This window comes from Burkholderia sp. Se-20373, assembly GCF_017104705.1.
In the GTDB taxonomy this organism is placed as follows: Bacteria; Pseudomonadota; Gammaproteobacteria; order Burkholderiales; family Burkholderiaceae; genus Burkholderia.
On sequence record NZ_JAAGPH010000047.1, the window covers coordinates 22469 to 36059 of the forward strand.

Consider the following 13591-nt stretch of genomic DNA (forward strand, 5'->3'; position numbering starts at 1 on the left):
TGCCGTCTCATTGCATTGCGCAAATCGACGCGCGCTCCATACGGTTGCGCGGATGGTATTTCGACCAGACAAACTGACTGAAATAGCTTTCAGCAACCTCCGTCCCTGTCCGAAGTCCGTCGTCCTCCTGCAGTACGTGCCTCGCGTTAACCAGCAACCAGGACATCACGGCCTGGCTGTCGCGACACTTCGCGCATTCTCCTGACGTACAACAGCGCGCAAGCGAGACAAAATCGGCACGATACGCATTGAACCTGGGTAGCGCGGGCCACCCCGATGCGAACCGATCCACGTTTTGCGGATGATCTTCGCTGACGCTCGGACAACTTGCACCATTGAATGCTCCCCAGGCGGTCTCACCCCGCATCAGGGCCGTCAGATAATAGGGATGGCTTGCAATGGTTTCAGGGTATTTCGCTTTCAAGTCGAGCAGGACGTCCAGCAACCGCTCCTCGCCTCGTCGACGTAGCGAGCCGTCAACGTCGTAGGGACTGTAGTAATTGAACAGCAACCGATTCCCGTTATCTCGAATTTTGCGCACCGTTTCCTCGACGTACGCAATACCGTCAATCGTCACTGCGTAGACAAAACCCGCACGTTCGTCGTCGCGATAGTTTGCCAGCGCCTTGTCGAACAAGCCGGTGAAGCGTTTTCCGTTCGGACCAATCGCACGCAATTCATCGTCGAGTGGCCCGCCGCCAAATACGGAGATCGCGATGGTAATGTCCTCGAATCCTTCATACGGGATTTTTCTAAGTCCATTCGTCGACACGGACACTTTCGGCATGTATTTCCTGAAAATCCGTATCCGATCGAGGTGCAATGCAGGCTCGCCGCCAATCAATAGCGGCGCGTTGATCCCGCGCGCAGCCTCCTCCTTCACACGCTGCTCAAGACGTTGCGTATCGTTCAACTCGTGCGATGCCGTATCGAATTCGTTCTCAAAAAACCAGCAGCCCTTGCAACGCAGATTGCATTGATTCGTAAGGTGGTAAAGCGACGCGCGTCTCCTTCGCCTCATTTCTGACGGGCTTGAAGCGCAATTTCATTTCAATTGAATCATCCATCGTGGTCTCCTGATGCGAGGATGCAAACGACACGCGCCGTCAGCGCAGCAACCCTCTGGTGAGTTCCGGCCACAGCGACGAATGCTCGCGGCGGAACATGCCGACGTGGCCAATTGCTCGGCCGTCGGGATCTTCTGGATGGATGAAGTGAACGTCGGACTGGGCTTTCGGCAACAGGCGCAGCCAGTCTTCGATATTGGCCGGCGTCGCAAGCGGGTCGTCGGTTGCTGCTACAACGGTGACGGGAGCGATAAATTCGTCGTAGTAGTGGCGTGCCACCCCTGCTCCGAATTCGTTCGCCACATATCCCCGCCGGCGACACCATCGGGCCCACTGAAGTCCAACGCACGGCGGCAGATCATCACCCCAGCCGAGTACCCTCGCCGGAACGTAACCGAGCAGTCGAACGGAAATCGGCACATACAGATGGGCAAGCAGCAAGGCCGCGAAACGCTTTGGCCAGCGAATGTTGCCGACATACCCCGAAGATGCCGAGATGGCACATAACGAACGAATCGACGCATGATTCGGCATCAGGCCGACCAGTTGTGCGCCCGCGCTATGCCCGATCAAATGTGCGCCGCGCGCACCGGTTTCGCCAAGGAGCCAGTCGAGCGCCGCAGGCATGTCGAACTGCCCCCAGTCCTGTTTTCGCGCCTGGGACCAGCGGACGTGACCCGTATCGAGCGACGCGCCGATTCCCCGATAATCGAATACAAACGTTGAGTGGCCGTCTTTGCGCAACCAATCCGCGAACGGGAAATAAAAAGATTGCCGAATTCCTGTCGCAGGACAGATGAGCACGGGGGAGCGATCACTGTCGGACGCCGGGAAATAGGTTCCCTTGAGCTGGAAACCGTCACGGGCGGCGAAAGCTATGCTGACGCGAGGTGTCGAACGCTCGATCACTGCTTCGACTTCGATACAGACGACGCACGAGGGAACGTATCGATCGGGCGATTGGATATCAGGTTCTGCCTGATAATGCCGATCATCAACAAAGGGCACCAAATTGATTTATACATCGATTCACCCCGGTAATCGAAGCGATCAATGTAAGAGCAAATCTTTGCTGACGAAATCAGACGAGTTCGATTATTTCGCGTTAGTTGCGTCTTGCTCGCCGCCTCTCACAACGCGTCACGCCCGGCTTCAACTGCCACATTGGAACAAAAATGGCCCGACCGGCAAACGCCGATCAGGCCATTTTTTCATAACGCGGGCTTTCCGCCCGCCATCACTTCACCCACTCAAGTCGCCGACACGCGCCGCCCTTCGCTCGCCTGCGCATCGCGGCCACGCTTGTTCAGCCACGACGCCAGCAGCACGATCAGCGCCAGCACGGCCGTCGCACCCACTTCCATCCGGTGATCCTCGCTCACGAGCATCACGGTCAGCGTGCCGCAGATGAACAGGATCACGGCCCACGTGAGCCACGGGAACAACCACATCCGCAACGTCAGGTCCGCGCCGGTCGATTCGAGCGTCTTGCGCATCCGCAGCTGCGAGATCGCGATCACGAGATACACGAGCAGCGCGATCGCGCCCGACGTCGCCAGGAGGAAGCCGAACACCTGTTCCGGCATCAGGTAGTTCGCGATGACGGTCACGAAACCGAACGCGGTCGACGCGAGCACGGCCGCGCGCGGTGTGCCGGTCGAATCGGTACGGTGCAGGAACGCGGGCGCATCCTTGCGCTTGGACAGCGAGAACAGCATCCGCGACGCGGTGTACAGCGCCGAATTCAGGCAGCTCGCGACCGACACCAGCACGATCACGTCGATGATCGCCTTCGCGTTCGGGACGCCGATCAGCTCCATCGCGCGCTGATACGAGCCGTGCTTCGGCAGCAGCGGGTCGTTCCACGGGACGATGGCCGCGACGACGAGAATCGAGCCGAGATAGAACAGCGTGATACGCCAGATCACCGAGTTGGTCGCGCGCACGATCTGGCGTTGCGGGTTGTCCGATTCGGCGGCCGCGATCGTCACGATCTCGGTGCCGAGGAACGAGAACATCGTCGTCAGCATCGCCGCGAGCACCGCGCCGGCGCCGTGCGGCATGAAGCCGTCATGCACGAACAGGTTCGACACGCCCGATACGGCCGGCGCCGGGATGATGCCGACGATCGCCGCACCGCCGATGCACAGGAACACGACGATCGCGACAACCTTGATCAGCGCGAACCAGAATTCGAATTCGCCGTAGTTCTTGACCGAGAAGAGGTTGGTCACCGTCAGCATCAGCGTGATGCCGAGCGCGAAGACCCAGGTCGCGACACCAGGAAACCATGCATTGAGAATGGTCGCGGCGGCAGTCGCCTCGATCGGAATCACGAGCACCCAGAACCACCAGTACAGCCAGCCGATCGAGAAACCGGCCCAATGGCCGATCGCGCGATCGGCATAGGTGGAGAACGAACCGCTGTCCGGATGCGCGACGGCCATCTCGCCGAGCATGCGCATCACGAGCACGACCAGCACCCCTGCGATCGCATACGCAAGGATCGACGCCGGGCCGGCTTCCGCGATGGCGTGGCCGGAGCCGACGAACAGGCCCGCGCCGATCACGCCGGCAATCGACATCATCGTCACGTGCCGCTGCTTCAGGCCCGTACCGAGGCCTGTGTTGCTTCCACTCATCTGTCTCTCTCCAAAAAACGGTCCGGTATGGCCGGGTATCGCGTGAAGGCAGCACGGGGGATTGTGGTTCTTGAGCCGTGCCGGATGCGTCGCCTGCATGGGTTGCAGGCGCGCAGCCGGATCGGGGGCCGTTCCGGAACGGGGCGCGACGCAGTCTGCGAAGCTGCGGGTGCGATACGGCGCGCAGGGCGCCGGCGCATCGCGTGCGCCCTTTCCGTCGGCTTTCGTCAGCTGCCTTCGAAGCGAAGGAGTGTAAGCATCAAACGGTTCTTCACTAAGAACCAATTGAAGAATTTCGATGGAACCACTTGTTGCATCGACATTGATCGATGCAACGCTTGTGCCGTTCGCGGCGACTCGGTAGCGCGCCGAAAGCACCGGGCGACATCGGGTCAGCCAGTCGCAACCGGCGCCGCGTCAGCGCGTGCCGTTCGTCATCTCGTCAAGCCATTTGGCGGGGACGACGGCCTGCCATTCCCGCAAAAGCAGGTTTTTCACGGCGTCCGGATGGGCCGCCGACAGCCGCACCAGCACGATCGGCCAGCCGACGTAGTGATCCGTCACGTAATACACGTCGGGTTCCGATTCGATCAGCCACGCGCGCTCGTCGGGGCCGACGCCTTTCACGACGAGCGTGTCGCCGTCCTCGCGCAGCCGCGCGAGCATCTTGCCCTTCACCTTGAGTGCGGGCGTGCCGTATGACGTGCGTTCCTCGACGCCGCGCCACGCCAGCGCGATCTGCCGGACTTCGTCGAATGTCATGGCGCCTCCCGGCTGGATGCCTTCGGTTCGCGATCGGGCCACCCTACCGGAATTCGCGAAGCCGTGCCATGGGCCGTGCGCTTATCCGCGCGCCGCACGCGCGGCCGTCGACGCACGCCCCGTTGTCGCGACGATCGCAAACGCGATCGCATTCGCGGCGGCACTGGCCAGGATCGGCACGAGATAGCCGCCGCCCGCGTCGTAGATGAAGCCGGCCGCGGTCGGTCCGATCAGCGTGCCGAATGCGACGCTCGTGTAGAGCACGCCGATGATCCCGCTCACGTTGCGGCCGCCGAAATAGTCCATCACCACCGCCGGCAGCACCGCGACCCAGCCGCCGTAGAACACGCCGAACCCGAGTGCGAATGCGGCAAGCGTGGCGACGGTGCCGGCGCCGGCCCATGCGACGAGCGCGACAGCCATGCCCGCGAACATCGCGAGCAGCGATGTGCGGCGGCCGAAACGGTCGGCGAGGCCGCCCAGGAAGAAGCGGCCAGCCGTGCTGCCGACGCCGATCGCGCCGAGCAGCAGCACGGCCGTCGATGACGAGACGCCATGATCGAGCGCATACGGCACAAGATGAACGAACGGGACGAACACGCCGAACGAACAGATGAGGCATGCCGCGTAGAGGCTCGCGAACGAGCGCGACGTGACGGCTTCACGCACCGTCGCGCCGGCAGCCGGCTTGCGACTAGCGGCCGCACCGGACACCGAACGCCCCGCATCGCGCGCGGTGGCCTTCGCGCCGCCACCCTCGACGGGCTCATGCGCCGCCTCTCCGTCCGGCAGCAGCCCCCGCCCGCGCGGATCGTTTTCGATCAGCAACGCCATCCCCGCGCCGATCACGACCGCGATCACGGCCAGCGTGAAATACGCACCGCGCCAGCCGACGTGCGCGATCAGCGGGGACGCGAGCGGCGGCATCACCAGCGTGCCGACGCCGATCCCGGCGACCGCGAGCCCCGACGCGAAGCCGCGCCGGCGCACGAACCAGCGCTGCACGGCGCCGACAGCCGGTACGTATGCGCAGCCGACGCCGAGACCGACACCGAGCCCGTACGCGACGTAGACCTGCACCAGCGTATGCGCGGCGCCGGCAGCCGCGAGCCCGATGCCCGTCAGCAGCATCCCGGCGACGGCCAGCCGTCGCGAGCCGAAGCGGTCGGCCAGCGGCCCGCTGACGATGCCGAAACCGAAATACAGGAAGCCGGCGAGCGAAAACACGAGCGAGATCTGCCCGCGCGACGCGGCGAAATCCCGCTGCAGCGACTCGACGAAGGCGCTGAACGTGTATGCGCTGCCGAAACCGACGAACGTGACGGCAAACGCGGCCGCCACCACGTACCAGCCGTAGAAAACGCGCGATGCGCCCGGGCGGTTCATGACGATGCTCCTCTCAGGTTCCCCCGGCCGCCGGACGGCGTCCGGATTGCCTCATGGATATAGTTGAACTATGTTGATCGCACCGGCCACCGACAGGCAGTCGCGAAACATACGATCCGATGCGTCAACGGTACTCGCGCGTACGCATCGTCTCAAACGATATTTCGTCGGACTTTCGATTTAGAAAAACTGAATGAATCGTTCCCGCTTGCCGCCTCTCAACCCGCTGCGCGCATTCGAAGCAGCTGCCCGCCACCTGTCGGTGAAGGCGGCTGCCGAGGAGCTGTCGGTCACGCCCGGCGCGGTAAGCCAGATGATCCGCACGCTCGAGACGCATCTCGGCGTACAGCTGTTCGAGCGCATCAACCGCGGCATCCTGCTCACGGCCGCCGGCCGCGACTACCTGCCGCCGGTGCGCAACGCGTTCCGGCAGATCGCCGATGCGTCGCAGCGCGTGTCGGGTGCGGCCGACAGCGGCGTGCTGACGGTGAGCGTCACGCCATTCTTCGCATCCGCGTGGCTCGTCCCGCGCCTCGCGCAGTTTCGGGAGGCTTGCCCGGACGTCGACCTGCAGGTCGTCACGAGCCATGCACCGGCCGATTTCTCGCGCGACGGCGTCGACGTCGCGATCCGTCATGGCCTCGGGCGCTACATCGGGCTGTGCAGCGAGCGCCTGCTGACGGTGGAGATCGTCGCGCTCGCGTCGCCCGAACTCGTCGCGCGGCTCGGCATGCCGGCGACGCCGGCCGAGCTCGTCGGCTGGCCGCAGCTGCACGACGCCGAGCGCAAGGGCTGGCACATCTGGTTCGGCGCACAGCGGATCGACGATTTCGGCCCGCCGCGCGGCCCCGCGTTCGACGACTCGGGCCTGTTGCTGCAGGCGATCGTCGCCGGCCAGGGCGCCGGGCTGCTGCCGGCCGCGATGGTGCGCGGCGAGCTGGCGAGCGGCAGGCTCGTGCAGCTCGCCGATGTCGCGTGGCTCGACGATTTCGCGTACTACCTCGTCTATCCGCCGCATCACGCGGAACGGCCAAAGGTTGCCGCCTTTCGCCGATGGATCCTCGACGCCGCCCTGGCCGACGGCGCGGCATCGATGTCCGGCGCGGCGTAGCGCCCTCTCTCACGGCGCGCTTCTTCTGCCGATCGGCTAACATGCGGCCCGGCACCAATAACAACAGACCGAGAGAGACCATGCCCGCCCTGCTCCGCCGCGCGACACGCATTGCGACGCTGTCCGCCGCATTTTTCGTCGCGTGCGCCTCGCTGCCCGTTCCGGCACACGCGTACCGCGCGCCGACCGGCTACAGCAACGAAGCCGATCTCGACCGCCACGACACGTATCGCAACCGCGACGGCGAAACCGTGCATGCCCCCGCGCATTCGAAATCAGGCCGCGTGCCCGAAGGCGCGAGCGCGCGCTGCCGCGACGGCACGTACAGCTTCAGCCGTCACCGGCGCGGCACGTGCTCGGGGCACGGCGGCGTTGCCGCGTGGCTGTAGCCTCGGCCGAATGGTCAATCCGGGCCGCTGCAGCCACCCGCCGCTGTCAGCGACACTCGGCGGCGAAGTACAATAGCCGCTCGCGCCGCCCGCACGCGGCGACGCCGCCGCGCCCTGCGCGGCACGCTCCGTACCGAATCACCCGACGCCGCCGCGCCCGCGCGCTGCGCGGCAGTCTCAACCACTTCTGAATTTCACACCGAAATGGCCCAATACGTTTTCACGATGAACCGGGTCGGCAAGATCGTGCCGCCCAAGCGCCAGATCCTGAAGGACATCTCGCTGTCGTTCTTTCCCGGCGCGAAGATCGGCGTGCTCGGCCTGAACGGCTCGGGCAAGTCGACGCTGATCCGCATCATGGCGGGCGTCGACAAGGACATCGAAGGCGAAGCCACGCCGATGCCGAACCTGAACATCGGCTACCTGCCGCAGGAACCGCAGCTCGACCCGACGAAGACGGTGCGCGAAGCCGTCGAGGAAGGCCTCGGCGACCTGTTCCAGGCCAACAAGAAACTCGAGGAAATCTACGCGGCGTACGCGGAGCCGGACGCCGACTTCGACGCGCTCGCGGCCGAGCAGGCGAAGTACGAAGCGATCCTCGCGTCGAGCGATGGCGGCAGCCCCGAGCAGCAGCTCGAAGTGGCCGCCGACGCCCTGCGCCTGCCGTCGTGGGACGCCAAGATCGAACACCTGTCGGGCGGTGAAAAGCGCCGCGTCGCGCTGTGCAAGCTGCTGCTCGAAAAACCCGACATGCTGCTGCTCGACGAACCGACCAACCACCTCGACGCGGAATCGGTCGACTGGCTCGAGCAGTTCCTGGTGCGCTTCCCGGGCACCGTCGTCGCGGTCACCCACGATCGCTACTTCCTCGACAACGCAGCCGAGTGGATTCTCGAACTCGACCGCGGCCATGGCATTCCGTGGAAGGGCAACTACAGCAGCTGGCTCGACCAGAAGGAAGAGCGCCTGAAGCAGGAAGAAGCGTCGGAATCGGCACGCCAGAAGGCGATCAAGAAGGAACTGGAGTGGGTGCGCCAGAACCCGAAGGGCCGCCAGGCGAAGTCGAAGGCGCGTATCGCGCGCTTCGAGGAGCTGAGCAGCCAGGAATACCAGAAGCGCAACGAAACGCAGGAAATCTTCATTCCGGCCGGCGAACGCCTCGGCAATGAAGTGATCGAGTTCAAGAACGTCAGCAAGTCGTTCGGCGACCGCCTGCTGATCGACAATCTGAGCTTCAAGATCCCGGCCGGCGCGATCGTCGGCATCATCGGCCCGAACGGCGCCGGCAAGTCGACGCTGTTCAAGATGCTGACCGGCAAGGAACAGCCGGATTCAGGCGAAGTCGTGATGGGGCCGACGGTGAAGCTCGCGTACGTCGACCAGAGCCGCGACGCGCTCGACGGCACGAAGACGGTGTTCGAGGAAATCTCGGGCGGCGCCGACGTGCTGACGGTGGGCAAGTACGAAACGCCGTCGCGCGCGTACATCGGCCGCTTCAACTTCAAGGGCGGCGACCAGCAGAAGATCGTCGGCAACCTGTCCGGTGGTGAACGCGGCCGCCTGCACCTCGCGAAGACGCTGATCTCGGGCGGCAACGTGCTCCTGCTGGACGAACCGTCGAACGATCTCGACGTCGAAACGCTGCGCGCGCTGGAAGACGCGCTGCTCGAATTCGCGGGCTCGGTGATGGTGATCTCGCACGATCGCTGGTTCCTCGACCGGATCGCGACGCACATCCTCGCGTTCGAAGGCGATTCGCAGGTCACGTTCTTCGACGGCAACTACCAGGAGTACGAAGCCGACAAGCGTGCACGCCTCGGCGAGGAAGCCGCGAAGCCGAAGCGCCTGCGCTACAAGCCGATCAGCCGCTGACCGGCACGGCCCGGGTGCCCGGCCGCGGCAACGCGGCGCCGGTCGCCGAGGGTGGCCGCTTCAGGAAGCGTCACAACAAAAAAGCGGGCCGCTCGCCCGCCGCTTACGCGAGCGCGCCCAGTTCGCGCAGCCGCGCCTCGGTCGTCGCCGCACTCGTGTGATGAATGCCGTGCCAGCCGAGCGTCGTCGCGGCCGCGGCGTTCTTCGCGTTGTCGTCGATGAATACGAGTTCGTGCGGCGCGATGCCCGGCAGGTGCGGTTCGATCCGCGCATGCATCTCGCGGTAGATCGCCGGATCGGGCTTCACGAGCTTCACGCGACCCGATACGACGATCTCCTTGAAACGCCGCAGCACCGGAAAGTTGTCCCACGCATACGGGAATGTCTGCGCAGACCAGTTCGTCAGCCCGAACAGCGGCATCCCCTGCGCTTCAAGTCGATCGACGAGCGCGGCGCCTTCGTCGAGCACACCGCCGATCATCTCGTGCCAGCGCGCGTAGAACGCGCGGATCAGCGCTTCGTGCTCCGGAAACTTCGCGACGAGCTCGGCCGTCCCCTCTTCGATCGTCTGCCCGCCGTCCTGGCGGATCACCCAGTCCATCGCGCACACGTGCGTGAGGAACCAGCGACGCTCCGTGTCGTCGGGAATCAGCTCCCGGTAAAGGTACTCGGGGCTCCAGTCGATCAGCACGCCGCCGAAATCGAACACCACGGCCTTGATCGTCATGCGAACTCCGTCGAAAGGACGTCCGCGAGCGAGCGCGGCGTCACCGGGTTGCCCGACAGCGAATTGTTTTGCCATACGAAGTGATGGTGCGCGACGATCTGCGCGGCCGACAGGTGCGTGCGCTCGTTCGTCGTGTGCAGATCGGACACGACCGTCGTCCGGTAGCCGAGCAGCGCCGCGCGGCGTGCGGCCGAATCGACGCAGAACTCGGTCGCATAACCGCAGATCAGCACCGAACGGACGCCGTGGCGGTCGAGTTGTGCCGCGAGTGGCGTGTCGTGAAACGAATCGCTCACCTGCTTGCGCACGCGCCAGTCGTCGTTCCCGACGACCAGCCCCGCATGCAACTCCCAGCCCGGCGTGCCGGGCACGATGTCGTCGTCCGCATCGCCGTCGTGCTGCACGAAGCACACGGGCGCGTTCGCCGCACGCGCCGCCGCCGTCAGCCGGTTGATGCCCGATACCACGTCGTCGAGCCGGTAAGCGGGCCGCGCCCGCTCCACCAGCCCGCGCTGCATGTCGACCACGATCACTGCGGTGTCCGCCATTGCCTGCCCTCGGTTATGTCGTTCGGCCGTTGTCCGGCCGTTATCGCATGTTGTGTCAGATCGGCTGCGTGCGCGCGTCGAGCCACGCCTTCGCATCGCCGCTCAGGTGCCGGCCGACACGCTCGCGCACCGTCGCATGATACGTGTTCAGCCATGCACGCTCGTCGTCGTGCAGCATCTCGATCAGCACGCAGCGCGTGTCGATCGGGCACAGCGTCAGCGTCTCGAATGCGAGGAAATCGCCGAATTCCGTTTGCCCGGCCGCACGGTTCACGACCAGGTTCTCGATCCGGATGCCCCACTGGCCGGGTCGATACACGCCCGGCTCGATCGACGTGATCATGCCCTCTTCCATCGCCGTGTGCGGCTCGGCCGGCGCGTAGTGCGAGATGACCTGCGGGCCTTCATGCACGTTCAGGAAGTAGCCGACGCCATGCCCCGTGCCGTGGCCGTAGTCGAGCCCGGCCGCCCACATCGGTGCGCGCGCGATCGCGTCGAGCATCGGCGAGCGGATGCCGCGCGGGAAGCGGGCGCGCGACAGCGCCATCATCGACTTCAGCACGATCGTGAAATCGCGCCGCTGCAGGTCGCTGACGGTGCCGACCGGCACGACACGCGTGATGTCGGTCGTGCCCGTCACGTACTGGCCGCCCGAATCGATCAACAGCAGGCCGTCGCCGGCGATCGTCGCGTGCGACGCCGGCGTCGCGTGGTAGTGCGGCATCGCGCCGTTCGCGTTGAATCCCGCAATCGTCGCGAAGCTTGCCGACACATAGCCGGGGCGCCGGGCGCGGGCGGCCGTGAGCTTTTCCTCGATCGTCAGCTCGGTGATCGTCTCGCGGTTCACCGCCTGCTCGAACCACGTGAAGAACTCCGCGAGCGCGGCGCCATCGTGTTCCATCGTCACGCGCACGTGCTCGATCTCGGCGGACGTCTTGCGCGACTTCGCGAACGTCGACGGATTCACGGCCTCGACGAGCTTCACGCCGGCCGGCACGGCCTCGAGCGTGCCGAACGTCACGCGGCGGGGGTCGATCAGCAGCGTCGCGCCGTCCGGCAGCGACGCAAGCGCGGCGCGCGCGGCGTCGTAGGCGCGAACGTCGACACCATCCTTCGCGAGCGACGCGGCCAGCGCCGGCGACACCTTGCCGTCGGCAACGAACAACGTCGCGCGATCGGCGCCGATCATTGCGTGCGCAACGAATACGGGATTGAAGTTGACGTCGGCGCCGCGCAGGTTGAACAGCCATGCGAGATCGTCGAGCGTCGACACGAAATGCCATTGCGCACCCTGCGCGCACATCGCGCGGCGCACTTCGGCCAGCTTGCTCGCGCGCGTCGTGTCGGCCTGCGGCGCCGTGTGCTCGAACACCGCGTCGCCGGGGAGCCCCGGCCGCTCGGACCAGATCGCGTCGAGCAGGTCGAGATCGGTGCGCAGCGCGATGCCGCGTGCGTTCAACGCGCCCGTCAGCCCGCGTGCGGCCGCGACGCCGAGCACGGCGCCGTCGACGCCGACCGTCGCACCGGCTGCCACGTTCTGCGCGAGCCAGTCGACGTGCGGCGCGCTCTGCTGCCCGCCCGTCATCTTCATCAGTTGCACGCCCGTGCCGGCCAGTTCGGCATCGGCCTGCACCCAGTAGCGGCTGTCGACCCATAGCCCCGCGAAATCCGCGGTCACGACCAGCGTGCCGACCGAGCCCGTGAAGCCGGACAGCCAGCGACGGGCCTGCCAGCGCTCCGGCAGATACTCGGACAGATGGGGATCGGCGGACGGCACGAGATAGGCGGCCAGGTCCTCGCGGGCCATGGCGCCACGCAGCAGCGCGAGGCGGGCCGGCACCGGCGAGACTTCGGGAAGACGGGCATTCATGATTTCACCTGAGAACATTCAGCGACGGGCCGACAGCGTAACCGTCACGGCTACGACGAGGAACGCGACACCGGTGCAGACCGGCCATTCGAGCGTCTCGCCATCGTAAAACAGTCCCGAGAGATTGCCGGCCATGCGGGCCGCGCCCGCGCCGACGATGCCGGCGAGCACCGCGATCCACCACGCCGGCCGGCCCGTGCGCCGCATCGGGTGCAGCCATCGGCCGAACAGCCCGACGGCCGCTCCCAGGACAAGGATTCCAAACCAGTTCATTCGACGCCTTCTATAAATTCAGATTCGTCCCATAGGCGTGAACGTTGCCAGCGGCTAGCATCGATTCATCCATCGAACCCGAGACCAGCCGGGTGCCGCCAACATTCGAGTGTAGGGGCCGACTCGACGTTATGGCAAGCGCGCGCCGGCTGCCGTATTGAAGAAATTCTCATGCGAATCGCTCTGATCGATCCGGACGCGCGCCATGCCGCGCTCCTGAACCGCCTGCTCTTTGCGGGCGGTCATGTGTGCCACGCGTTTCCGTCCAGCGCGGCGTTGTTCGAGTGGCTCGCCACCGACAACACGTGCGACATGCTGATCACCGGCCACTGGGCCGGCGACCAGCCGGCCGAGGAAGTCATCCCGCGTGCGCAGACGGTCCTGCCGGGGCTGCCGGCCATCGCCGTGATGCTGCTGCCGCGCGAAAGCGAAATCGTATCGTGCCTGCACGCGGGCGCGGACGATTGCGTCGTGCGCCCCGTGAGCGGGCCCGAGCTGCTCGCGCGCGTGAACGCGCTGAGCCGGCGCGCCGGCGTCCGCCGGCCCCCCAACCGCTCGCGCGAAATGTATGGCGAATACGTTTTCGACGCCACGCATTGCCTCGTTCGCTTCGACGACGCAATCGTTTCACTCACGCCGAAGGAGTTCCGGTTCGCGCAGTTGCTGTTCACGAACCTGTCGCGGCCGGTGTCACGCGCCCATATCCTCGAAACGGTGTGGGCGCGCCGCCGCGACATGAAGTCGCGCACGCTCGATACCCATGCGTCCCGGCTGCGCAGCAAACTACGGCTGCTTCCGGAGCGCGGCTACCGGCTGCTGCCGCTCTACGGCTACGGCTATCAGCTCGACCGCGTGCCGATCGAGCCCCCAAATTCCCGGCCCCGCCACGCTGATGCCCGGTATGCAGCGAGTGAGGAAATCGCTGAAACGCTATAATATGGGGC

General features: G+C 65.4%; 14 protein-coding genes. 4 read left to right on the top strand and 10 right to left on the bottom strand.

What is annotated here, in order from left to right:
- Window positions 1-7: 7 nt before the first annotated feature.
- From G3N96_RS17395 to G3N96_RS17415, 6 genes are all read right to left on the bottom strand, one after another.
- Entirely contained in the window at window positions 8-970 is a 963-nt protein-coding gene (locus G3N96_RS17395; protein ID WP_241022692.1) for a radical SAM protein, read from the bottom strand.
- Window positions 942-1067: a hypothetical protein gene (locus tag G3N96_RS39715; RefSeq protein ID WP_277399447.1), complete on the bottom strand. Its 126-nt coding sequence runs from the start codon at window positions 1065-1067 to the stop codon at window positions 942-944. Before G3N96_RS39715 ends, G3N96_RS17395 begins: the two co-directional genes overlap by 29 nt.
- 39 nt (window positions 1068-1106) lie before the next feature.
- Entirely contained in the window at window positions 1107-2075 is a 969-nt protein-coding gene (locus G3N96_RS17400; RefSeq protein WP_346778898.1) for an alpha/beta fold hydrolase, read from the bottom strand.
- Window positions 2076-2317: 242 nt separating this feature from the next.
- Window positions 2318-3709 (bottom strand): GABA permease, encoded by a 1392-nt coding sequence (gene gabP, locus G3N96_RS17405; RefSeq protein ID WP_206137944.1) that lies wholly within the window; start codon window positions 3707-3709, stop codon window positions 2318-2320.
- Between the two features lie 417 nt (window positions 3710-4126).
- The gene (locus G3N96_RS17410) at window positions 4127-4471 is read right to left on the bottom strand and encodes an MmcQ/YjbR family DNA-binding protein (RefSeq protein WP_206137945.1); all 345 of its coding nucleotides are present in this window, start codon (window positions 4469-4471) and stop codon (window positions 4127-4129) included.
- 81 nt (window positions 4472-4552) lie between these two features.
- The gene (locus G3N96_RS17415; protein WP_206137946.1) at window positions 4553-5857 is read right to left on the bottom strand and encodes an MFS transporter; all 1305 of its coding nucleotides are present in this window, start codon (window positions 5855-5857) and stop codon (window positions 4553-4555) included.
- Window positions 5858-6050: 193 nt separating this feature from the next.
- On the opposite strand from G3N96_RS17415, the gene gcvA reads away from it, so the two are divergent.
- The 3 genes from gcvA (at window position 6051) to ettA (ending at window position 9229) form a co-directional block, all read left to right on the top strand.
- A complete protein-coding gene (gcvA, locus tag G3N96_RS17420) occupies window positions 6051-6968 on the top strand; it encodes a transcriptional regulator GcvA (protein WP_206137947.1) in 918 nt (305 codons plus the stop codon).
- A gap of 80 nt (window positions 6969-7048) precedes the next feature.
- Window positions 7049-7357, top strand: a complete 309-nt coding sequence (locus G3N96_RS17425) for a DUF3761 domain-containing protein (protein ID WP_124584689.1) — start codon at window positions 7049-7051, stop codon at window positions 7355-7357.
- 204 nt (window positions 7358-7561) lie between these two features.
- Window positions 7562-9229, top strand: coding sequence for an energy-dependent translational throttle protein EttA (gene ettA, locus G3N96_RS17430; protein WP_089424384.1), 1668 nt, complete (start codon window positions 7562-7564; stop codon window positions 9227-9229).
- Between the two features lie 103 nt (window positions 9230-9332).
- On the opposite strand, the gene G3N96_RS17435 is transcribed toward ettA, so the two are convergent.
- The 4 genes from G3N96_RS17435 to G3N96_RS17450 are packed head-to-tail and all read right to left on the bottom strand — an operon-like array spanning window position 9333 to window position 12647.
- Window positions 9333-9956 carry an HAD-IA family hydrolase gene (locus G3N96_RS17435; protein WP_124584687.1) on the bottom strand — a complete coding sequence of 208 codons (624 nt, stop codon included), beginning with the start codon at window positions 9954-9956 and terminating at the stop codon, window positions 9333-9335.
- On the bottom strand, window positions 9953-10504 hold the full coding sequence (locus tag G3N96_RS17440) for a cysteine hydrolase family protein (RefSeq protein WP_089494013.1): 552 nt from the start codon (window positions 10502-10504) through the stop codon (window positions 9953-9955). The genes G3N96_RS17435 and G3N96_RS17440 overlap by 4 nt, the downstream gene beginning before the upstream one ends.
- A gap of 55 nt (window positions 10505-10559) precedes the next feature.
- A complete protein-coding gene (locus G3N96_RS17445) occupies window positions 10560-12374 on the bottom strand; it encodes an aminopeptidase P family protein (protein WP_206137948.1) in 1815 nt (604 codons plus the stop codon).
- An 18-nt stretch (window positions 12375-12392) separates the two neighbouring features.
- Window positions 12393-12647, bottom strand: coding sequence for a hypothetical protein (locus G3N96_RS17450; RefSeq protein ID WP_039352130.1), 255 nt, complete (start codon window positions 12645-12647; stop codon window positions 12393-12395).
- A gap of 171 nt (window positions 12648-12818) precedes the next feature.
- Between G3N96_RS17450 and G3N96_RS17455 the strand changes: the two genes are divergently transcribed.
- Window positions 12819-13583 (top strand): response regulator transcription factor, encoded by a 765-nt coding sequence (locus G3N96_RS17455; protein WP_124584681.1) that lies wholly within the window; start codon window positions 12819-12821, stop codon window positions 13581-13583.
- The last annotated feature ends 8 nt before the right edge of the window (window positions 13584-13591 follow it).